The 21350-nt window shown below is 69.5% G+C and carries 16 protein-coding genes and 1 pseudogene; 7 read left to right on the top strand and 10 right to left on the bottom strand.

The genetic code is table 11. The features are described 5' to 3' along the window. The first annotated feature begins 259 nt into the window (after positions 1 to 259). Together poxB and FJ658_RS06520 are read left to right on the top strand one after the other, a co-directional pair. Complete coding sequence (poxB, locus tag FJ658_RS06525) at positions 260 to 2002, top strand: ubiquinone-dependent pyruvate dehydrogenase (RefSeq protein ID WP_141144558.1); 1743 nt, start codon at positions 260 to 262, stop codon at positions 2000 to 2002. A gap of 58 nt (positions 2003 to 2060) precedes the next feature. Then, positions 2061 to 3851 (top strand): AarF/ABC1/UbiB kinase family protein, encoded by a 1791-nt coding sequence (locus FJ658_RS06520; RefSeq protein WP_141144557.1) that lies wholly within the window; start codon positions 2061 to 2063, stop codon positions 3849 to 3851. A gap of 540 nt (positions 3852 to 4391) precedes the next feature. On the opposite strand, the gene FJ658_RS06515 is transcribed toward FJ658_RS06520, so the two are convergent. Then, positions 4392 to 5564: a hypothetical protein gene (locus tag FJ658_RS06515; protein WP_255447602.1), complete on the bottom strand. Its 1173-nt coding sequence runs from the start codon at positions 5562 to 5564 to the stop codon at positions 4392 to 4394. A gap of 189 nt (positions 5565 to 5753) precedes the next feature. Between FJ658_RS06515 and FJ658_RS06510 the strand changes: the two genes are divergently transcribed. The 3 genes from FJ658_RS06510 to FJ658_RS06500 all read left to right on the top strand — a co-directional run bounded on the left by FJ658_RS06510 (position 5754) and on the right by FJ658_RS06500 (position 7215). Next, complete coding sequence (locus tag FJ658_RS06510; protein ID WP_141144556.1) at positions 5754 to 6146, top strand: DUF3592 domain-containing protein; 393 nt, start codon at positions 5754 to 5756, stop codon at positions 6144 to 6146. 100 nt (positions 6147 to 6246) lie between these two features. Continuing rightward, positions 6247 to 6681 carry a hypothetical protein gene (locus FJ658_RS06505; RefSeq protein WP_141144555.1) on the top strand — a complete coding sequence of 145 codons (435 nt, stop codon included), beginning with the start codon at positions 6247 to 6249 and terminating at the stop codon, positions 6679 to 6681. Between the two features lie 129 nt (positions 6682 to 6810). Further along, the gene (locus FJ658_RS06500; RefSeq protein WP_181408347.1) at positions 6811 to 7215 is read left to right on the top strand and encodes a DUF3592 domain-containing protein; all 405 of its coding nucleotides are present in this window, start codon (positions 6811 to 6813) and stop codon (positions 7213 to 7215) included. A gap of 40 nt (positions 7216 to 7255) precedes the next feature. Here FJ658_RS06500 and FJ658_RS06495 read toward each other — a convergent pair whose 3' ends face one another. Further along, complete coding sequence (locus FJ658_RS06495; protein WP_255447601.1) at positions 7256 to 8818, bottom strand: alpha-L-fucosidase; 1563 nt, start codon at positions 8816 to 8818, stop codon at positions 7256 to 7258. A 207-nt stretch (positions 8819 to 9025) separates the two neighbouring features. Between FJ658_RS06495 and FJ658_RS06490 the strand changes: the two genes are divergently transcribed. Next, on the top strand, positions 9026 to 9643 hold the full coding sequence (locus tag FJ658_RS06490; RefSeq protein ID WP_141144553.1) for a nucleotidyltransferase domain-containing protein: 618 nt from the start codon (positions 9026 to 9028) through the stop codon (positions 9641 to 9643). A gap of 1 nt (position 9644) precedes the next feature. Further along, the gene (locus tag FJ658_RS06485; RefSeq protein ID WP_141144552.1) at positions 9645 to 10052 is read left to right on the top strand and encodes a hypothetical protein; all 408 of its coding nucleotides are present in this window, start codon (positions 9645 to 9647) and stop codon (positions 10050 to 10052) included. Positions 10053 to 10118: 66 nt separating this feature from the next. On the opposite strand, the gene FJ658_RS06480 is transcribed toward FJ658_RS06485, so the two are convergent. From FJ658_RS06480 to FJ658_RS06445, 8 genes and pseudogenes are all read right to left on the bottom strand, one after another. Continuing rightward, on the bottom strand, positions 10119 to 11726 hold the full coding sequence (locus tag FJ658_RS06480) for an NAD(P)/FAD-dependent oxidoreductase (RefSeq protein WP_141144551.1): 1608 nt from the start codon (positions 11724 to 11726) through the stop codon (positions 10119 to 10121). 125 nt (positions 11727 to 11851) lie between these two features. Next, on the bottom strand, positions 11852 to 13993 hold the full coding sequence (gene brxL, locus FJ658_RS06475) for a BREX system Lon protease-like protein BrxL (RefSeq protein WP_370454767.1): 2142 nt from the start codon (positions 13991 to 13993) through the stop codon (positions 11852 to 11854). Positions 13994 to 14002: 9 nt separating this feature from the next. After that, the gene (gene pglZ / locus FJ658_RS06470; RefSeq protein WP_219995724.1) at positions 14003 to 15031 is read right to left on the bottom strand and encodes a BREX-1 system phosphatase PglZ type A; all 1029 of its coding nucleotides are present in this window, start codon (positions 15029 to 15031) and stop codon (positions 14003 to 14005) included. Between the two features lie 211 nt (positions 15032 to 15242). After that, a pseudogene (locus FJ658_RS16810) lies at positions 15243 to 15632 on the bottom strand (UvrD-helicase domain-containing protein); the annotation flags it as partial. Further along, positions 15625 to 18669, bottom strand: coding sequence for a PD-(D/E)XK nuclease family protein (locus FJ658_RS06460; protein WP_141144548.1), 3045 nt, complete (start codon positions 18667 to 18669; stop codon positions 15625 to 15627). The gene FJ658_RS06460 and the pseudogene FJ658_RS16810, both read right to left, overlap by 8 nt. Beyond that, positions 18666 to 19487: a hypothetical protein gene (locus tag FJ658_RS06455; protein ID WP_141144547.1), complete on the bottom strand. Its 822-nt coding sequence runs from the start codon at positions 19485 to 19487 to the stop codon at positions 18666 to 18668. Before FJ658_RS06455 ends, FJ658_RS06460 begins: the two co-directional genes overlap by 4 nt. Beyond that, a complete protein-coding gene (locus FJ658_RS06450; protein ID WP_141144546.1) occupies positions 19484 to 20968 on the bottom strand; it encodes an ADP-ribosylglycohydrolase family protein in 1485 nt (494 codons plus the stop codon). Before FJ658_RS06450 ends, FJ658_RS06455 begins: the two co-directional genes overlap by 4 nt. Next, positions 20965 to 21348: a hypothetical protein gene (locus tag FJ658_RS06445; protein ID WP_141144545.1), complete on the bottom strand. Its 384-nt coding sequence runs from the start codon at positions 21346 to 21348 to the stop codon at positions 20965 to 20967. Before FJ658_RS06445 ends, FJ658_RS06450 begins: the two co-directional genes overlap by 4 nt. Between the last annotated feature and the right edge of the window lie 2 nt (positions 21349 to 21350).

Genomic DNA, 21350 nt, shown 5'->3' with positions numbered 1-21350 from the left:
GATGGTGCGTCCTCTCCGGCGCCGCCGGGGGTGCCGAGTCGGGGCTCGGCGTCGACGATCGGCATCGACGGGTGCGGCGCCTCATCCAGCATTCGTGCCGGATGAGCGAGTGGATGCGCGCCCCCAGCCGACACGCAGGCGGCGCCCCGCGCGCGGCCAGCGTCACGAGCCCGCGCAGTGTCACGAGCCCGCGTGCGCGTGCGCTGGGAGTCCGCGCCCGACCGGGCCGTCGCATCCACCGCCTCAATAGCGTGTGGGCATGGCCACCATCGCCGATTCCATCGTCGACATCCTCGCCCTCTCGGGCGTCCGCCGCGTCTACGGGCTGCCGGGCGACTCGCTCAACGGCTTCACCGACGCGATCCGCCGTCGCGACGACGTGGACTGGGTGCACGTGCGGCACGAGGAGGCCGCGGCCTTCGCGGCGAGCGCCGACGCCGGGCTGACGGGCGATCTCGCGGTCTGCGCCGGCAGCTGCGGCCCCGGCAACCTGCACCTGATCAACGGGCTGTTCGACGCGAACCGCAGCCGGGTGCCGGTCGTGGCGATCGCGGCGCAGATCCCGTCGAGCGAGATCGGCAGCACCTACTTCCAGGAGACGCATCCGCAGGAGCTGTTCCGGGAGTGCAGCGTCTACGCCGAGCTGGTGTCGACGCCCGAGCAGATGCCGCGGGTGCTCGAGATCGCGATGCGCGAGGCGCTCGAGAAGCGCGGCGTCGCCGTCGTGGTGATCCCGGGCGACGTGCTGCTGGCCGAGAACGTGGGCCGCCGCCCCTCGGCGCCGATCACGACGACGCCGCGGGTCATGCGTCCCACCGACGCCCAGCTGGCCGAGGCGGCCGGCATCCTCAACGCCGCGAAGAAGGTGACGATCCTGGCCGGAGCCGGGGTGGAGGGCGCACACACCGAGCTGCTCGCGCTGGCCGAGCGCCTGCAGGCGCCGATCGTGCACGCGATGCGCGGCAAGGAGTTCGTCGAGTACGACAATCCCTTCGACGTCGGCATGACCGGGCTGCTCGGCTTCTCGTCGGGCTACCGCGCCATGGAGGACTGCGACGCGCTGCTGATGCTCGGCACCGACTTCCCCTACCCGCAGTTCTTCCCCTCGAAGGCGAAGATCATCCAGCTGGATGCGCGGGGCGAGCAGATCGGACGCCGCACCCCGGTCGACCTCGGCCTCGTCGGCCGCGTCGCCGACAGCATCCCGCCGCTGCTGCCGCTGCTCGAGGGCCAGCGCTCGTCGCGTCACCTCGACAGCTCGACGAAGCACTATCGCAAGGCCCGGGAGGAGCTCGACGAACTCGCCTCGGACGACGGGCGCACGCCCATCCACCCGCAGTACCTGGTGAAGCTCGTGAGCGAACTGGCCGACGAGGATGCGGTGTTCATCCCCGATGTCGGGTCGCCGGTCGTGTGGGCCTCGCGCTATCTGCGCATGAACGGGAGCCGTCGTCTGATCGGCTCGTTCGCGCACGGCTCGATGGCCAACGCCCTGTCGCAGGGCATCGGCGCCCAGGCGGCGTTCCCGGGTCGGCAGGTCGTCGCCCTGGCCGGCGACGGCGGGCTCGCGATGCTGCTCGGCGAGCTGCTCACGCTGCGCCAGAACAGGCTGCCGGTGAAGGTGATCGTGTTCGACAACTCGTCGCTGAACTTCGTCGAGGTCGAGATGAAGGCGGCTGGCTTCGTCAACTTCGGCACCGAGCTCGACAACCCCGACTTCGCCGCGGTCGCGTCGGCGATCGGGCTGCACGCCGCGCGGGTGACCGAGCCGGCCGATCTCCCCGGCGCGCTGCGCGAGGCCTTCGCGCACGACGGCCCCGCGCTCGTGAACGTCGTCACCGCGCGACAGGAGCTGTCGATCCCGCCGACCATCACGGCGGCCCAGGCCAAGGGCTTCGCGCTCTACGCGCTGCGCACGGTCATGTCGGGCCGAGGGGACGAGCTGGTCGACCTCGCGGACACGAACGTGCTGCGGCGCCTGCTGCACCGAGGGGGCGAGTGATCGGGCGGGCGATCAGGATCGCCGAGCGCTCCTCAGCGGGATGTGCTGAGGTAGCCGCATGAGCACGGGCCGCGGCGGGATGCCGACCATGGGCGATTTCGCGGATCGCGGCGAGCGCGGCAGCGGCCGCGGGTCGCGCGGAGCCGGCGGCGCCGCCGGTGCCGCGGGCGAGGACCGTGCCGTCGGCACGGGACGCCGCTTCGCCCAGCTCGTCGGCATCGCCCGCCGGCACGGACTGCTGCCGCTGCGCCGGCTCGACTTCAGCCGCGACCCCGCGACCGCCGAGCGCCGTGCCGTGCAGGCCGACGAGCTGCGTCGCGCACTCGAGGAGGCCGGCGGCGCCTTCGTCAAGATGGGCCAGCTGTTCTCCACCCGCAACGACCTGCTGCCTGACGAGTGGACGACCGCGCTCGCGCGCCTGCAGCGCGAGGTCGCTCCGGCGCCGTTCGAGGAGGTGCGCGCCCTGGTCGAGCGCGAGCTCGCGGCCCCGCTCGACCACGTGTTCCGCGAGTTCGACGTCGAGCCGGTGGCCGCCGCATCCATCGCCCAGGTGCACCGCGCGGTGCTGCCCGACGGACGGGTCGTGGCCGTGAAGGTGCAGCGCCCCGGCGTCGAGCCGTCGGTGCGACGCGACGTCGCGATCGCGTTGCGCGTCGCGCACACGCTCGTGCACGGATCGACCGTCGCCCGCGACCTCGGCATGCACCGCATCGCGGAGCAGTACGCGGCCGACCTGCTGCGCCAGCTCGACTTCCGGCTCGAGTCCACCAACCTGACCGCGCTGCGCGCCACGATGCTCGCCGGGCCGCGCGCCGACGAGGTCGTGCTGCCCGAGCTGCACGACGAGCTGTCGACGCGGCGCGTGCTCGTGCTCGAGTACCTCGAGGGCGAGACCGTCGGGCACCGGATGAGTCGCGCATCCACGGGGGTCGACGGGCCGGATCGCGATTCGGCTCTCGGCGACGCCGCCGTCGACTCCGCGATGCGCGCGGTCATGCGCGCCTTCGTGCGGCAGGTCGTGATCGACGGCGTCTACCACGCCGATCTGCACCCGGGGAACGTGATGATCCTGCCCGACGGGCGCCCCGCGCTCGTCGACTTCGGCAGCGTCGGCCGGCTCGATCGGCGACTGCGCGAGACGGCGCAGGAGGTCGTGGTCGCCTACCTGGCGAGCGACTCGCAGCAGTTCGCGGATGCGCTGCTCTCGCTCGTCGAGCTGGGTCCGCGCGCCGACGAGCGCGAGTTCCGGCGGGAGCTCGCGACGTTCCTCAGCTACGAGCTGGGACCGGGCGCGCGGCTCGACGTGCGCACCGCCGACGCGCTCGTCGCGATCCTCAGCAAGCACGGGCTCAACGTGCCGCCCGATCTGGTCGCCGCGGGGCGCGGCTTCGCGATCCTCGACGGCACCCTGCGCACGACGGTGCCCGCGTTCGACGTGCTCGCCGAGGCGCGCGTGCTCGCCGGAGAGATGGTGCGCGACCAGCTGCAGCCCTCGCAGCTGCGCACGATGATCGCGACCGAGGCGCTCGGGATGCTGCCCTCGATGCGCCGCATCCCGCGCCGCGCCGAGCGCATCAGCCGCGACCTCGAAGACGGACGGCTGACGGTCAACATCCGCCTGCAGTCGACCGCGCGCGATCGCCGTGTGGTGGTCGCGGTCGTGCGGCAGGTCGTGCTCGTGCTGGTCGCCGTCGTGATCGGACTCGTCGCGCTCGGCTACCTGACGGCCGCGCCGCCCTCGTCGCCGGGCGTGCTGTCGCCCGCCGCCGTCGGCGTGGGCGGCGCGATCGTCAGCGGGGTGCTGCTCATCGTCGCGGCGGTGGATGCGCTGCGCGCGCGTCGCCGCTGAGCCCACGCCTTTCCGTCACGCGTTTCGGATGAGCCGCGCGCTCGAGCCCCCTCGCGGCTCGCTCGCACTGCCCATCCGAAACGCCGTACACCAGTCCGTCCCCGTGCGTGTGCACGGAGACTGGTGGAGAGGACCACCGAGCTGTCATGCGGCTCGACGTCACCCCTGACCGGTTTCCGTGCACGCGTCGGCGCGCCGGCCGCGCGGGCCGTCAGGCGTTTCGGACCGGCGGTGGGGTCAGGCTCCCCGGCAGCTCGAACACCTCGTCCATCCGAAACGCCGAACCGCGACCGGCGTGCACGGAAACCGGCGGAGAGCCTCACCGGGCCGTATTGCGACTCGACGTCACCCCTGACCGGTTTCCGTGCACGCGTCGGCTCGCCGGTCGCCCGGGCCGCCAAGGGTTTCGGACCGGCGGTGGGGTCAGGCTCCTCGACAGCTCGAACACCCCGTCCATCCGAAACGCCGCACCTTCACACCGTGCACAGCCGGCACGCCGCGCGCCCACGCGCCAGCGGGCCCGAGTCAGGCGCGCGCGCGTCAGGCGCGGCCCGCCCAGCGCAGCGCGCGCAGGGAGCGCAGGGTGTTCCAGCGGCTCGGGGCTCCCCCGGCGGGCTCCATCGGCACCTGGTACTCGCTCTCCTCGCCGAGGCTCTCCGCCGCGGCGGCATCGGCGTCGGCTCCAGCTCCGACCCCGGCTCCCGCGCCCGCCGCCGCCCCGAGTGACCAGCGCCCGTCGGCGCTGCGCCGCCGCTGCACGAGGTCGAGCGCGGGCGCGAGCCGCGCATCCACGGCCCCGCCCTCGCGCGCGCCGGGCAGCGCCGCGACGAAGTGGTCGAGCCCGCGCAGCACGTCGTAGCGCCAGCGGTAGGGGAAGGCGAAATGCGTCATGACCGGGTCGACGATCTCGCCCGTGCGACGCGAGAGGAAGAGACTGCGCTCGAGCAGGTACTCCTCACCGCGGTGCCGCGCGGCGATCGCGTCGACCGCCTGCACCCCGCCCGCCTTCTCGTATTCGAGCAGCCCGTCGAGCACGCAGATCGTGCTGTGGAACGAGCCGACCGAGCTGCCGTCGGGCGCCTCGCAGTTCCAGCCGCCGTCGGGCAGCTGCTCGCTCAGCAGTCGCGCGACGAGCGGCTCGCTCACCGTGCCCTCGATCACAGCGACGCCGTCGGGCGTCGCGGAGCTCGACGCCGCCCCCGAGAAGTAAGCGCCGATCGCGAGCGCGTTGCCGTTGATGCACGGCTCGGTCTCACCCGCGAAGAACGGGCTCTCGTCGTGCCACGGACCCCACGTCACCCGGTCGCGCACGAGCTCGATCGCGGCCCGCACCCGCGCGTCGGCCGGGTCGGGCCGCAGCAGCCGCAGCTGGATAAGCGAGTACAGGTCGAAACGCCAGCGCTCGCTCTCGTCGTCCACGCCGCCGAAGTCGCCGGTCGAACCCTGCCGGTCGAGCAGCGCCGAACCCCATCCCTCGAGCGGAATACGACTCCGCTCCCCCGCGACCTCGGCCGTGGATGCGCGGCTCAGGTCGCGCAGCGCCTGCGCCCGGATCGCGGGGTCGGCGTCGTCGGCGAGCAGCCAGGCGACAGGGTCGATGGCGCCGGGCGTTCCCGTCGTCGACGGCCCCGACGGCCCGGTGGACTCGGACGGCTCGGTCGTCTCGGTCGTCTCGCTCGCGGCCTCGCTCGCGGATCCTGCGGTGTCGCTCATGCGCACTCCTCCGGCTCCTCGGGCGCTCCCGCTCCGGGTTCTGCCGCGAGAACCGCGGGGCGGCCCGGCGGGCGCCGCGCCCGAGCGGACGCCCGCGTCAGACGGTAGGCCCGTCGCCCGCCGGGGTCAACGGTCCATGGGAACCGCTCACCATCGCCGGGAATCCGAGGATGCCGCACACTGGCTCCGATGAGCACCCGATCCCCGCGACGCCGCGGCGCGACACCGCGTCGGCGCTTCGAGCCCTGGCACGTCGTGCTCGGCGTGGCGATCGCGCTCGTGATCGTCATGGCCGTCGGGTTCTACGTCAACGGCCAGCGCGATCGCGCCGCGGAGCTGATCGAGACCGGCGGGAGCACCGAGGGCGTCTCGATCTCGTGCGCCGACACGAAGGACCGGTTCAGTCACGACAACCACTGCTTCCCGACCTGGCGCTACGAGGTCGACGGACGGCGCTACGAGTTCGAAGACCGGCTGAACACTTTCGACCGCGACGAGGAGGAGGAGATCGGACGCCACGCCGCGATCCACTACGACCGCGCGCATCCCGATCAGGCGGCTCGCGGCGAGCTGCTCGACTGAGCCCGACCGTCTCGATCGCGCTGGCACCGCGTCGCCATTCCGGCCACGATGGATGCGTGTCCCCCACCCGCCCGCGCCGCGTCACCGGAGCCGGTGCGCCGTGAGCTTCGAGATGCTGCTGCTGGCGCCGGGCATCCCGTCGATCGCCTCGGCCCGCACGGCGCAGGCTGACGGACGCGGACCCCGGGCGATCGAGGCGGAGGCCGCGCACGTGCTGCGGCGAGCGCGCGCGGCCGGACACAAGCTGCTCGAGGAGCGGCGGTGGAACGACGCGATCCGGCTGGAGTTCCGGCCGGCCGACGCACCCAGCCCGGCCGACGCATTCACCTCGACGGACGCGCCTCGCCCCGCCGACGTCGCCGCATCGCCCACCCGCTTCCGCGCCGAGTTCTCGCCCGACGGCACGGTGTTCGTGCAGCTCTGGGGCGCCGGCGACGACACGGTCGCCGAGGCGCGCTGCCGCGCGCTGGTCGAGGTCCTGCTCCCCGACTGCGAGGTCGTCGGCGCGAACCCCGGCTGGGAGCCGCCGGAATAGTCGAAGGTGGATGCGCATCCACTCTTCGTCCGGCAGCGGTTCGCGCGGGGCACCCTGCTTCGCCCTCGCGCGTGCATGGGCACCGCTGCCCGTCGCTGCGGCGGGCGCGCATGCACCAGGATCGAGGTGATGAATGATCGCGTCTCGGTCTGGCACCGCGCCACCGCTCCCCGCCGGCAACGCAGCGGTGTCGCGGCGCTGGTGATCGCGCTGGTCATCGTGGCGCTGGTGGTCGGGATCGGCATCACGAGCCGCGTGATCACGCAGAACCGTGCCGACGAGATCATCGCGCAGGGGCAGGTCGTCGTCGGCGACGCCGTCGAGTGTCCGCGCGGCGCCGGGCGCTATGGACGCAGCCGCTGCTTCATCGTGTGGAGCTACGAGGTCGACGGCACGACCTACACCTTCAAGGACCGGCTCAAGCGCTACGCGCGATTCCTCGGTCAGCAGGTGGTCGATCGCGGCCAACGCGCCGAGATCTACTACGACCCGGCCGACCCGTCGCAGGCGGCGCTGGGGCGGTTCGTCGACTAGGCAGGAGCCACTGGTGCCAGGCCCACTGGCGCGGGTCGTGTCAGTGCCGATGCGCGTCACCGACCCGCACGACCGCGAAATCGCGCAGCACCGGCTCGGCGCGGAACTCAGGCAGCTCGACTCGAACCGCCGTCACGTCGTCGGCGTCGACGAGGCGGACGATCCGCCGATAGCCGACGGCGCCCGCCTCGGCGACGGTGACCCAAGTGCCTACGTCGCCGTCGCCGTCATCCTCCCCGTCGCCCCGCCGCCGCACCCGCACCATGACCCGCTCGATCCGCTGCCCCTGCGTGATGTCCTCGCCCAGCACGACCGCCTCGATGGACGCGGGATGCGCGAACTCCAGCGCGAGCGCCGGCACGGCGTTCCCGCCGCCGGCGTGACGCCGCGCATCCACCGCCCCCTCGATGCGCCGCGACGTGAAATCGCGGATGCGCTCCCCCAACCCGGCGAGCGCGGCCCGGTCGGGCGCCGCGATGCGCCCGGCGCGGGTCGGCGGCACGTTGAGCAGCAGCGTCGAGTTGCCGCCGACGGAGCGCATCCACAGCTCGAAGAGCTCGTCGGCCGACGTCACGGAGCCGTCTTCGGCGGGGTGGTGGAACCACCCGGGTCGGATGCTCGTGTTCACCTCGGCCGGGTACCAGACCAGCTCGTCGGCGGGCACCCCGGCGAGCGCCGCGCGGCTGCCGAGGTCGCGCTCGTCGCTGCGGATCGTGCGCTGCGCGAAGTCCGCGTCGTCGCTCTGCTGCGAGGCGGCCGCCGTGCGCTCGGCGCTCTGCAGCGCGCGCGGCACGACGCTCCACTCGTCGGGGCGCGTGTCGCCGGCCTCGTTGCCGCACCAGCGCGCGTCGGGTCCGCAGACGCTGATGACCGCGTCGGGCTGCAGCGCGCGGATCACGGCGTAGTACCGATCCCAGTCGTACTGCTGCACCCGCCCGTCGGGCCCCTCGCCGTTCGCGCCGTCGAGCCAGACGCTGAAGATCGGGCCGTAGCCGGTGAGCAGCTCGGTCAGCTGCGCGACGTAGGCGTCGTCATAGGGGATGCCGGAGCCGTAGCGCGGGTCGGTGCGGTCCCACGGCGAGAGGTAGACGCCGAACGCGAGCCCGTGCCGGCGGGCGGCGTCAGCGACCTCGCGGACGAGGTCGGGTTCGGGGTTGCTGGCGGCGCCTTCGCTCTCTCTGCCGTCGGCGCGCGGACGCTCGTCGGCGCCCTCGCTCTCGCGCCGCCGCCGCGCACTCCACGGAGAGCTCGCGACACTGTGCGCCGTCGACGCGGTCGGCCACAGGCAGAACCCGTCGTGATGCTTCGCGGTGAGGATGACCCCGCGCATCCCGGCGCTCGCGAGCGCGCGCATCCACTCGTCGGCGTCGAGGTCGTCGGGGTCGAACATCCCCGGATCCTCGTGCCCGTCACCCCACTCGCGATCGGTCATCGTGTTCATGCCGAAGTGGATGAAGCCGTACATCTCGAGCCCCTGCCACGCCACCTGCCGTGCGTGCGGCCGCACCCCGGCGAGCGCGGCCCCGCGTGCGTCAGGCTCCTCGGTGCTGTCGCCGCCCGAGCCGCCACTCGCGCCGCTCAGATCAGTGGATGCGCTGCTCACGCCGGGAGCCTAGAAGCACCCGCCGACCGCATCCAGGTCGGCTGCCCGAGTCGATCGAAGCCATCGACCGACGGTGAATACGTCTGTTCGCAACGGCCCGCTTGTTGCGGGGCGGTGCCGCGACGAGTCAACTCGCATTGCTTTTCGGCAACCGTAGTTGCACAATGTCAACCAAAGTTGCAACTGCCACCGGAGCGAGGAGATCATGTGGACATCGAGTCGCCATTGCGCACCATCGCCTCACCGGTCGAAGCCGAAGCGCTGCGCATCCTCGCTGGAGCTGACACGGAGTTCTCGGTTCAGCAACTTCACCGGCTGGCGAATCCCGCCTCCCTCTTCGGCATGCGCAAGGCGCTGACTCGCCTCGCCGACGCAGGTCTCGTGGACCAGGTCGCGCACGGACGATCCAACTTCTACCGCGGCAACCGCTCTCACGTGCTCTGGCCGGCCGTCGAGTCAGCCGTCGCGGCGCGGGTGGTCTTCCTCGAACGGCTGCGCGCATCCATCGCTCGCCGCTCCGGCCTGCTCGCCTACCTCTATGGTTCGGTCGCCCGAGGTGAATCGGTCGCGGCGTCGGATGTCGATGTCCTCCTGATCTTCGACGACGGCACCGCACGCGGATCGATGGCCGACGTCGCGGACGAGCTGTCGAGCGAGATCCGCACCTGGACCGGCAATGAAGGTCAGATCTACAGCACGACCCGGAGCGAACTCCGCGAATCGGTCTCACGGGCCGATCCGATCGTCGACTCTTTTCGTCGCGATGCGATCGCCCTGGCTGGGCCGCCGATCGCGACGCTACTCGCGTCTGGCGAGATGGCCTGACATGGCTTCGAAGTCCTCGAGGCGCCCCCTGAGCCGGGCAGACGCACTCGCCCGTCTCGCCGAAGCCGAGGCCTATCTGCAGGGCGCCGAACTTCTGGTCGGCGGATCGACCGGCGCCGAAGCCAAGGCGGCTGCCGGCATCGCCGTGCTGGCGGGTGTCGCCGCCGCTGATGCGATCTGCGGGTTGGTGCTCGGCGAGCACAGCTCCGGCGACGATCACGGGCAGGCGGTGAAGATGGCAGCTGAGGCGACGAGGCCGGCGACCAAGGCGGGCAATAGCCTCCGTCGTTTGCTCTCAGAGAAGACGCCAGTCCAGTACGGCGTCCAGCGACTCTCGAGCGCCGACGCTCTCGAGATGGTGAAGTGGGCGACCGATGTGGTCGAGGAGGCACGGCGCCGCGCCATGTGATCGCGGTGACGCCGCCTCACGGAGCGATCGAGGCGATGCAGCGAGTCCGCACGTCGGCCGCTCGGTTCAGCGCCCCACCTCCTCCAGCACCGCCATCGCCGCGTTGTGCCCGCCGAGCCCGCTGACCGCTCCTCCGCGCCGCGCACCCGAGCCGCAGAGCAGGATCCGCTCGTGCGCCGTCGCGACGCCCCAGCGCCGGGCCGGCGTGTCGAGCAACTCGTCGTCCTCGGCGAAGGGCCACGACAGCGGCCCATGGAAGATGTTGCCGCCGGGCATGCCGAGCGCATCCTCGATGTCGCGGGTGGTCTTCGTCTCGATGCAGGGGTGGCCGTGCGCATCCACCATCAGCAGCGGCTCGATCGGCTCGCCGAGCACCGAGTTCAGGGATGCGAGCACCGCATCCTGCAGCTGCGTGCGCACCGCGTCGTGGGCGGCGGGGTCGTCGAGGTCCCGCACGATCCGGTCGGGCACGTGCAGCCCGAACACCGTGAGGGTATGCGCGCCGCTCTCCGCGAGCGGACGCCCGAGAATCGACGGATCCGCGAGCGTGTGGCAGTAGATCTCGGCCGGCAACGGGTTCGGGATGCGCCCCTCGGCAGCCGCCGCGCGCGCCGCCTCGAGCCGGCTGGCGGTCTCGTTGATGTGGAAGGTTCCGCCGAACGCGGCCTCGGGCGCGACGCCGGCATCCTTCAGGCGCGGCAGCCGCTTCAGCAGCAGGTTGACCTTGACCTGCGCGCCCTCGGGCCGGTCGGCGCCGACCGCCGGCGGGGCGTCCGCCGCACCGAGCAGCCGGTCGAGCACGTGCGGGGCGACCCCGCTCAGGATGCGCGCCGCCGTCACGACATGCTCGGTGTCTCCACGTCGGTAGCGCACCTCGCCGTCGGGGCTGACGCTCACGACCTCGGACCCGGTGCGGATGTCGGCGCCGACCTCGCGCGCGACCCGCTCGAGCTCGCCGGTGACCGCGCCCATGCCGCCGATGGGCACATCCCAGTCGCCGGTTCCGCCGCCGATCACGTGGTAGACGAAGCAGCGGTTCTGGTCGAGGCTCGCGTCGTGCAGGCCGGCGAAGGTGCCGATGAGCGCGTCGGTCGCCACGACGCCGCGCACCAGGTCACTCGAGAATCGCTGCTCGATGAGCTCGCCGATGGGACGCTCGAACACCGCATCCCACAGCGCATCGTCGCCGAGCGCGGCGCGGGCCTCGCTGCGCGTCGGCAGCGGCCCGGTCACGCTCGGCCAGAGCGCCTCGGCGACGCGGGCGAGGTCGTCGCCGAGTGCGGCGTAGGCGTCGCCGTCGGACGCCGCGTCGATGTCGGCGAAGGATGCGCGGGTCACCTCGGCGTCGCGCCGGTCGACGAGCAGTCCCCGCCCCTCGGCGTCGCCCGGAACCGGCGTGTAGGACGAGTACCGCCGCCGCGCCAGCCGGATGCCGAGCCCCAGATCGTCGATGATCGTGCGCGGCAGCAGGCTCACCAGATACGAGTAGCGCGAGAGGCGCGCATCCACCCCGTCGAACGCCCGCGCGCTGACCGCGGCCCCGCCGACGTGCTCGAGCCGCTCGAGCAGCACGACGCCGAGCCCCGCCTTCGCGAGGTACGCGGCGGCGGTCAGGGCGTTGTGCCCGCCGCCGAGGATGACGACGTCGGGCTGGTCTTCGGCCGGGGCGCTCATGCCCTCATCCTTCCGGTAGGTCACGCAGCAAGCCAGCCCAGGCGCAGGGCACTAGGACGCTCTCTGCGCAACGCTTCGACGAGCTCACAGCGCTTGCGCTCGGCTCTGAGCTGCCTCGGCCAAAGTCAGTCTGACAAGTCCCGCATGTAAGTGATCCCGAACGCGCGAACCTGGCGGAACTCCTGGCGGCTCAGGCTGAAGTCGAACCAGCCGCTGTCTGACTTTTGGAAGATGTCGAGCCCGCGACCGAGGTTGATCCGCCATCCGGTATCTGTTCGGATCCATCGATCGTGGCCGCCAGGGTCCTTAGCAATATCGAGCTTGACCCCCTGCTTGGCAGCGCCTTGCACGATATCGCTGAGCATCCGGAGTTGCTTCGCCTCGTACTCCGGATCCTCGTCGAGCACAGTGAAGAGGTTCACACGGACTTCATCTGCAGGGTCCTTCTCCGCCGCGATGAGCGCGAGCAGTTCCACGAGGTTGCGTCCCTGGTGCGCCTGGCGAATATATGGATCGTGCAGGTCGATGTCCGTCGCACCGCGCAGGTACGGCATGAGCAACGTCGAGAACGCAATGCCGCGCTGATTCTCCACATAGTCGCGGTGGCCTTCGAACAGTGGCGGCGGTGACGCATCGACGTCGGGTCCCGTTGACGCGCCGGCCGACGAGGAAGCACTTGCCTCGTCGGCGCGCGGAACCTCGGTCGCAGAGGTCGAGCGCCCGCGCTGGTAGAGCGTCGGGTACTCGTCCTCCTCGAGTGTCGTGACCGCCGACCAGCCACCACTACCAGTTTCGTAGCCGAAGTTCGCTGCCGCCATGGTGGAGTCGATCCGAAGGATCTGGTCCTTCACCCGCTTGCGACCTTCGACAGCGAACCGCAGGATCTCCTCGATCTCCGCTGGAGTCGCCTGCTCGTGTGGGAATAGCAGCTTCATCAGACCGGAAAAGGTCTTGTGGATGCCGTCCCGATCACGAGTGGAGATGTCCGACCCCAAAGTGAAGTGCTGGTGGTAGCGGTCGGAGTAGTCGAGGTTGCGCATCGACTTGAGCACTTCCGCGATGTAGTCGACGACGAATCCGTACCCGGTCGAGAACATCTCATTGCGGATGGTGTCGACCTCCCACCCGGGAATGTAGAAGTGCAAGCGATCGAGATACGCCGGGTCGTGGTAGCTCTCGGGCAGCTCGTCGAACAGGTCGGAATGCTTGAGCATGTAGGGAACGGTGTGCGACGTGTTGCCGACGAAGACCATGGAGGCTTCGGCGCCGAGAGTCTCGACACCCCGGGAGAACGACTTGTTCGCCATGTAGTTCTTCATGATGTCGACGAGCGCTTTGTCGGTTCGCTTCTTCTTCCCCGCGAACTCGTCGAACGCCACAACGTCCCAATAGCCAACGAGGCCAAGACGCCCGTTCGCGTTGTTCACGAACAGCTTCGGCACGGTGACTTCGCCGCCCGAGATGAGCATGCCGTGCGGCGAGAACTCCGAGTAGATGTGCGACTTGCCGGTGCCCTTCGGCCCGAGTTCGACGAGATTGTAGTTGCGCTCCACGAACGGGATCAGGCGCACGAGCTGCAGCAGCTTGGCACGCCGGCCGAACTTGTCGGGGTCGAACCCGATCGATTGGATGAGCAGGTCGATCCACTCGTCGGTCGTGAATTTCGCACGCGCGTCGAGGTATCCCGCATAGTCGAAGTTCGACATCTGGATCGGCTTCAAAGAGCCGAGGATCCACGGCGAGACCCGAGCATCTTCCGTGTGGAAGTACTCCACGTCGCACAGGCACCAGACACCACCCACGAGCAACTTCTGGTGGGCGTTGACGGTGGCAGAGTCGACGACGATGTTGCTGATGCCGAGATTCGCGAAGGTCGCCTGATAGACGTCATCCTTCTCATTCAGGGTCACGCTGACCTTGTCGATGACGCGGTAGCGTCCGCGCTCCTTGATCTTCGACTTGACGAGCTCGGACTCGTTGCGGTGCACGTAGTGCTGGGCGAGGATTTCCCGCACTTTGTCGATGCCCGCCTGGATAGTGGCTTCGTCATCGGATGCTGCGTACTGGCCGAGCAGGTATTCCAGCACGTACGACGGCACGATGGCGTTGCCCTTGACCGCCTTCACGAGATCCTTGCGGACGACCGCACCAGCGAAGTGCTCGTTGATCTTTCGATCCAGGTCGCTCGGCTCGCCGGCTGCGGGTGTACCACCGTCGAAGTCGTCTTCCAGGGATTCAAGTTGGGTGAGGTCGATGCTGTCGCTCAAGAGTGCTCCTTAGAAGTCGAAGTCCGTGGTGAAAGAGCGCTTGAGCGTGTACGGCACGCTCTTGTACTTCTTCCACTCGCCGGTCTCGCCGATGGGCTCCGAGAGTCTGAACTCCACGCTCTGGTTGTTGGCCACATCGGCGTCCTTGCTCAGCAGCAGGCGCACGCTCTGGAACCGGTCGCGCCCCTCTTTGCTCTCCGCGTCGAAGAGCAGTTCAGGCTCGTTGGAGATCGGCTGGTCGCCGAAGTAGAGGCCGGCGCGGAGCTTGCGTGCGACGCGCTGATCGGTGACTTCGGACTGTTGGTAGAGCTTGACCACGATCTGGCCGGTGGTGATCTTGTCGGACTCGGGATGGATGTCGACATTCACGAGATCGACGGTGTCGGAACGCCCCTTGTTGATCGAGATGACCGGCACCGCGATCTCCTGCAGCGACGCTCCGCCGTGGACGAACTGGAATCCCGCACCTGGCTTCACGATCCGGCAGATCGAGTTCGGAATCTGCACCTCAAGATCGCTCGACAGTCCGAGCTGCTCGGGTGTGAAGTGTCTGAACGCATCGTCCTTCTTCAGCGCACGACCGAGGACGTACCGGCGGTTCTCGACCACAATTTGGTCGCCTTGCGGCTTCACCGTGATGTTAAACTGCGCTGCGAGTTTCGACTCCTGGTACAGGAAGCCGTGGTCGGCCGTGACGAGGATGTTGGTCGCGTTTGCGCTGGTCAGCTTCTTCACGATGTCGATGATCTCGTCGATCGCGTCTGCGGCAGCCTTGAACGTCCGGTGCTCTGACACGGCTTTGTCACCGGTCGCGTCGATCGTGTCGTGGTAGACGTACAGCACCTGGTTCGATGCGTAGAGGTCACGGCGCTCAGCGGGCTTCATCTTGACGAAGTCCGTGGCCTGGATCGCGGTGCCGTCGACCGCCGCCAGGATCTTGGAGCGGTTCGCGGTTCCGTTCGAGGGCTGGCCGTCGACGAGCACGGGGTCGCCACCCGCGGAGTGGGCGAGTGTCTTGTGCGGAAGCAACGCCGCCATGCCGAGCTGAGTGTAGCCGTGCGTGAAGTACGCGCGCCTCGATCAAGTCCCAGTCGGAACCGAACGCGCGAGCGAGGGAGCGGAGCTGGTCGGACTTGATACCGACGCCGAGCGCGAAGAGCACCGCTGCAGACATCTCGGCATCGTCGAGCAGCGCTCGGTAGTCCGAACGCCACCGTGCCTCGGCGGAGACCGACGAGGCGACCTCGTCGAGCACCTGCACCAGCGGCGGAAGCCCGGACTGGATCGGGTAGGTCGTCAGCACGCGCAGGGCGAAGGCATGCAGGGTGCCGAAGGCCGCCGAGTCCAGATCGTCGAGCGCAGCGTCGACGAGCGCGACGTGATCGCCCACCGCGCTGCGACGCGAACGCTCGAGCGATGTCCGAAGGCGGTCGCGCAGTTCCGCGCCCGCCTTCTCAGTGAAAGTCACCGCAGCGATCGACGACAACGGGATGCGATCGTGCAGCACGAGTCTCGAGATCCGGTCGACGAGCGCCTTGGTCTTGCCTGCCCCCGCCCCCGCCTCCACGAACAGGGTCCGGTCGGTCGCGGTCGCGATCAGGTCGCGGGCAGCTTGATCGACCGGGAGTCGCTCATCCATCAGCTCGCTCCGTCTCGGACTCGGGGGCCGGATCCAGCAGTGCACGCAATGACGCGTAGGCCGGGTCAGCGCGCTTTCGTTCGTACCGAGCCCTCACTTCGCCGTGACCGAGCCCATCGGGATTGCAGTACTCGCACTGAACCCACATGTGATCGGCCTCCTCCGGAGCCTTGGGCGGGAAGATTCCGGAGGCGATTCCGTCACTCAGCGCGCCGATAGCCGCGGAGTACCGCGCACGAAGATCGTCGTCGAGCTCGATCCGGATGCGCTTGTCGTCATCGCGGACGAACCAGTACATGGCTTCCACGTCATCGGTGGGGTAGACCTCGGCGGCTGCGCGAGCATAGATCGGCAACTGCAGTTTCGTGCCCGCCGCGATCGCATCCTTGTTGATCGGGTCGAAGCTGCGAGATCTTCCGGTCTTGATGTCGATCACTAGCAGCCGCCCTCCGCGGGTCTGTTCGATCAGATCAATGCTTCCCCGCATCTCCACCGATCGATCGATCGCGGTAGGCACCTGCACCTGATCGAAATGCAATTCCGTGCCGATCACGCGAGCGTCGTTCTGCGCGCGGTAGAGGTCATCTCGATCGAGCATGCGATCGAGATCTGCGAGAAGCTCCTGACGAGCGCGCTCCCAGAGCAGCGGATGCCCGGTCAGCCCCGTCGCCTCCAACTGATCGCCGATCTCGACGGCGATCTCCCGAAGTCGTTGTCTCTGCCGCGGGGTCCACGCTTCGCCGTAATCCGGCAGCGCCTCCGCGTTCTCACTCACCAGACGGTCCAGCGCGCCGTGAATCAGATTTCCGACGTCGACGGGACGAATCGTGACGATCTCTTCCGGGTCTTCGACCCGCCGGACGCCCAGCAGTCGCTCGACGAAGTAACCGTGCGGGCAGATGGCATATCGCTCGAGCGTGGTCGGTGCGACGGACTCGGTCCCGATCGCCTGGAAGTCCGGCAGGCCTTCGACGTCGGCGACCAACCCGTCGAATCGGGTGAAGCGCTCGGACGATCGCTCCCGATGGAGCTCGACTGCAGCGCTCACAACCTCGTCGTCAGGCGGCGTGCCGGCCGCAGCCGATCGAAGCCGCCATTCGTGAGCACTCGCGGGCAGAGCTGCGGTGCTGCTCGACGACCAGTACGAAGCCGACGACACGATGCTCGTCGACGAGGCTTGTTCCCAGTCCGTTGCCACAAGATCGGGGTCGCCGCTCAGCTGGCGCAGCGTCGGCATCATCCATCGACTCGGCAGGCGCGGCGTGCTTCGTCTCAGGTCGCCGCGGGCGAACGACAAGGTGACCTGCGCTCCCGAGGACGTGACCGCGGCGAGGTCACGTCGCATCCGGTCGATGCGCTCGCGAGGCCGAGGCAGGGATGGGGCGACGTCACGGATCCGGTCCGGGATCAACGGGTCGGCAGTGAGTCGTCCTGGATACAGGTCGTCCGAAAGGCCCAGCACGAAGATCCGGTCGAGATCGAGACCGACGGCATCCGAGATCGGACCGACCACGACCCCCTCGCCGAACCGCCCCGCCCGCGGCGTGATCGCATCGAGTTCGCTGGTGACCACCGAGATCAACTGCTCGATGCTCGCCTCGGGCACCACGTCCCCGAGCTCGCTGAGTCGTTCCAGCGCGAAGAAGAGCGACGTCGCGGCGGCTCGCTCCTCGGCTGCGAGTGATGCTGCGCTGGTGGGATTCCCGAAGAAGCTCGTGAACAGTTCGGTCGACCAGTCGCTGACGAGGCGCCAGTCTCGCAGCTCACGACCGTGCTGCAGGCGCGTGCGCAACATGGCGACGAACTCGCCGAGCTTCTCGGCGTCGTCAGCGACCCCTTCGTGCCACTCAGCACGCGCCGCTTCGTCGCGCTCGAGCGCGACGTCACGCTGCTTCAGACGCGATTCGCGCAGCGCGGCGAGACGATCCGACCAGTCGGAATCGGAGACGACGCCGGCTTCCCGTGCGAGGCGATCCCACCGCGCCACGGGGATGTCGAGGTGGCCGTGGCGAGTCGTCGCCCGGCTGAGGAACGCGAAGAGCGGAGCGCGATCGATGCCGCTCACCGCGAGTGCGAGCAGCCTCATGAAGGCGTCGGGGATGGCGCGCTCACGCACGGAGCGGATCCCGCGTCCGGCCACCTGGATGCCGGCGGCGGCAAGGTGCTCCTGCAGCAGACGGCCGTAGGGGGCCGCCGCCGAGTACACGACGCCGACGCGGTGCGCAGGATGAGCGCGAACCGCCTCGACGACCTCGCGGACGATGCACCGCACTTCATCGTCGGCATCGGAAGCGTGGAACACCGAGACATCGGCGATCATGTCTGCTTGCACAGCCGACTGGTCCGAGCTCGCAGAGGTGAGGTCGGGGTCGACGATTTCGTCGTCGGCGGCGCCGATGAGCAGCACGGTGCCGTCACGCATCATCAACTGGTCGACCAGGGCGCGCTCGGTTGCCGTGAGAAGGCGCGGGAGGAAGATCACGACGGGGCCGAGAGCGAACGCCGCGATCTGAGACGAGGCGGCGCGAATGAGGTCGACTTCGCGATACCAGCTCCCCGCGAGACGATCGAAGCTCTGTCGATGCAGGCGTACGACCTCTCCGATCAGGCCGGCGGTCTGCGAGAGCTCGGCCAGCTCCTCGTCGGTGAGTTCATCCAACTCCACGCTCGCCCGCATCAGCGCCTCCACCGTCGCTGGATGGTCGGCAACCTGCTCGAATCCGCCAGGTTCCGCATCCACCGTGGCGCGCATCGCCGCGGCGCGGATCGTTCGCGTTGCCGGCCGGAGTCTGCTCATGTCCGCCAGCGCGATTCTCTCGGCGAGCCGCCGAATCGTGGTCACCTCGACGGCCGCGACTCCCGGACGACCGCCGACGCCCGCGGCCAACGACCGGCGCAGACTGATCCCGACCAGATTGTTCGGCACGACGACCGTCACGGGGGCGAGCGGGTCGCCGTTCTTCAGCGTTCCGACGACCTCGCGGACTCGCTCGTATGCTCTCTTGCCGTACCCGACGATCTCGCGCTGAGCGTTCACAGGGCTTCCTGCCGTCGTTGCGCAGGACTCGTCCAGATGTCGAGCCGGCGTCGGGCTTCGGCGAAGACGGCCTCGGCATCTCCGAACGCGCGGAGCTTTCGCCCCTGAGCACTGAATCCCCCGTCGTACCCGAGCTGATCGGGGTCAGATTGCGAGGGGCGCGGGGCTTCGCTCGTGAGGTCGTCCCAGGTGACAAGGTCGCAGATGAATGTTCGACGCATCTCGCTCACGGCCACGACGAGGATGCCGTCTTGCCCGCACCGATATCCGGTCTCGATCACGTACTCGTGCAACGAGCGCACTCGAGTGGTCAGCTCGTTCCACGACGCTGCGGTGTCCTCTCGCGATGTGAGCGCGCCGCCTCCGCCTACTTGGAATTGCATCGCAAACCCATCGGTGACCAGCTGATACGAGTAGGCAGAGGAATTGACGCCGTGGCCAGCGTGGCCGAACCGAAGACGCGGCGCCCAGTCTCCGCGAGCGATCTCGTTCAGCATCGGTCGGAACAAGTACATGTCGCCCGGCACGTAGGGGCGGTGCACGCTCCCCCAGGAGTTGTCGCCCATCTCGATGAGCTCGGGGGCCGATGCTTCCGGGATGTACGGGAATCCGATGCCAGAGGCCTCGCAGAAGTCGATGAGCGACTCGGCCAGCTCGAGATCGTCGAGCGTCGGGAGCGTCTGAAGACCGCGACGAACGATCGGCATCGAGCGCTGCAGCAGCTCGATTTGCCAATCGAGTCGGGCCTCCTCGGGAGTCTGTTCGTCTTCGTCCTCGCCGTCGCTGGCGTAGTTCACCGGCAAGATGTGGTCGTTCATGAGACTCCTTCGACGCCGCCGGTTCGAGCATGCCATCCGCGGGCGGTCGCCGCCGTCTTGTCACTCGGCTTGCCGCCCGTGTCGAGCCCGCGCAGGTGCGCCGCGAACTCGCGGTTCACCCATGTGCGCGGCAACGCCGCCGAGACCTCGTCGAGCGCCTGCGCCGCCGGCACGCCGAGATGTCGCGCGGCATAGACGGCGGCGACCGTCGGCGTACGGCTCGCGCCCTCGAAACAGTGGATGACGACGCGCTTCCCCTCGGCACGCAGCGCCGCCACGGTGTTCGCCGCATCGTCGAGGGTGACCGCGAGGTTCGCGTTCGCACCGGGACGATCGACCAGCCAGAACTCGACGGTCTCGAGCGCCGTCTGCGCGCGACCGGTGCGACAGAGCGAGACGACGGCATCCACCTGAGCGGGCAGTCGATCGAGACCGGCTAGCGACGCGAGCCAGACACCCGAGTCGTGCGGATGCCGCACCAGCGTGTCGACCGAGCTCGGCGCGAAGCGCGGAGCGCTCGGCCAGCCGTCGGCGTCCGGTCGACCGCCGCGCGTCGCGAGCACCGCCATCTCGAGCAGGTCACGCGAGCTCGAGGCGGCGCCGTCACGCGACGGCCAGCCGTGCAACTGACGGCGCCACCGCGCCGGAAGCGCCGAGACCCCGTGAGCCGCGCCGACGAGGCCGCCGACGATCGCCGCCACCGTGTCGGTGTCGTGACCCGACCGCACCGCGCGCTCGATCGCATCCACCGGGCCGTCCGACCGCGAGATCGCCGACCAGGCCGAGATCATCGCGTCGACGACCCACCCGTTGTTCGCCACCTCGTGCGGCTCCACCTCCTCGGCCCGATCGAGAGCCTCGTGCCAGAGCTGCTGACGCTCCGTCGGCAGCCAGCGGATCTGCGTCCGAACATCGATCGTGCCGCTGCGGACCGCCTCGCGCAACGCGAGCGACCAGATAACACAGGCGTCGCCGGCGCGGTCGTCCCAGTGCGTGAGCTCACTCACGCGGCGTGCGGCGCCGGCGAGCGCCTCCTCGTCACCGTCGGCGAGATAGGCGAGCGCGAGGGGCGCGGTGCGCATCAGCGAGCCGTTGCCGGCCGATCTCCCCGTGCGGCGGTGAAGAGCTTCGGACGCCGCTCGCGCCCGCGCCTCGGTCGGCTCGTCGGCGGCGGCGCGCAGCACCGACGAGATCTGGATGCCGACATCCTTCGCGACGCGCATCCACTCGACCCAGCGGATCACGAGCCGGTCGAGCACCTCCTGCTCGTCGAATCGCGCACCCGCCGCCGCCAGCTCGGCGATCGCGAACGCCATCGCCGTGTCGTCGGTCCACTCCCCCGGCTCCCACTGACGACCTCCCATCACCAGCGGCGCGTCGGCGGGCAGGGGCGGCCCGAACCCGTAGCCGGCGCCGAGCGCATCGCCGCAGGCGAGCCCGATGAGGCTGCCGACCGCCCGGTCGGCCAGTCGCGCGCTCATCGCTCCTCCTCAGCGGTCGAGCCGGCCGCCTCGGCAGCATCGTCAGCCTCGACCGAATCGCGCGACGCGTCGGGGCTGCCGCTTGGCCCCGCGACCAGATCGATCTCGCCCGGCCACGTCGAGAGCACGAGCTCCGACGGGTCGTCGAACGTCAGCGGCAGCGTCGAGAGCATCGCCGCGAATCGCGAAGCGTCGACTTGCGTGGTCCAGGTGTCGTCGCGGTCGTCGATCTCCGTCCACGACCAGATCGACCGCTGCCAGCCGACTTCGCGTCCGCGCCACTGCAGCGTCTCCTCATTAGCGGCACCGGCGGCGTGCGCGAAGGCTCCGAGAAAGTAGCCCGCCGTGCCCGAGTACTGGATCTTGTATTCGATCGTCATGA

Source organism: Schumannella sp. 10F1B-5-1 (assembly GCF_006517535.1).
GTDB lineage: Bacteria > Actinomycetota > Actinomycetes > Actinomycetales > Microbacteriaceae > Schumannella.
The sequence above is the reverse complement of the archived record's forward strand: the minus strand, read 5'-3'. Positions and strand labels throughout refer to the sequence as shown.

What these genes read in the sequence shown, in the direction of transcription:
- poxB (WP_141144558.1), top strand. Translation starts at nt 260, where the DNA reads ATGGCCACCATCGCCGATTCCATCGTCGACATCCTCGCCCTCTCGGGC.
- FJ658_RS06520 (WP_141144557.1), top strand. Translation starts at nt 2,061, where the DNA reads ATGAGCACGGGCCGCGGCGGGATGCCGACCATGGGCGATTTCGCGGAT.
- FJ658_RS06515 (WP_255447602.1), bottom strand. Translation starts at nt 5,564, where the DNA reads ATGAGCGACACCGCAGGATCCGCGAGCGAGGCCGCGAGCGAGACGACC.
- FJ658_RS06510 (WP_141144556.1), top strand. Translation starts at nt 5,754, where the DNA reads ATGAGCACCCGATCCCCGCGACGCCGCGGCGCGACACCGCGTCGGCGC.
- FJ658_RS06500 (WP_181408347.1), top strand. Translation starts at nt 6,811, where the DNA reads ATGAATGATCGCGTCTCGGTCTGGCACCGCGCCACCGCTCCCCGCCGG.
- FJ658_RS06485 (WP_141144552.1), top strand. Translation starts at nt 9,645, where the DNA reads ATGGCTTCGAAGTCCTCGAGGCGCCCCCTGAGCCGGGCAGACGCACTC.
- FJ658_RS06480 (WP_141144551.1), bottom strand. Translation starts at nt 11,726, where the DNA reads ATGAGCGCCCCGGCCGAAGACCAGCCCGACGTCGTCATCCTCGGCGGC.
- pglZ (WP_219995724.1), bottom strand. Translation starts at nt 15,031, where the DNA reads ATGGCGGCGTTGCTTCCGCACAAGACACTCGCCCACTCCGCGGGTGGC.
- FJ658_RS06455 (WP_141144547.1), bottom strand. Translation starts at nt 19,487, where the DNA reads ATGAACGACCACATCTTGCCGGTGAACTACGCCAGCGACGGCGAGGAC.
- FJ658_RS06450 (WP_141144546.1), bottom strand. Translation starts at nt 20,968, where the DNA reads ATGAGCGCGCGACTGGCCGACCGGGCGGTCGGCAGCCTCATCGGGCTC.
- FJ658_RS06445 (WP_141144545.1), bottom strand. Translation starts at nt 21,348, where the DNA reads ATGACGATCGAATACAAGATCCAGTACTCGGGCACGGCGGGCTACTTT.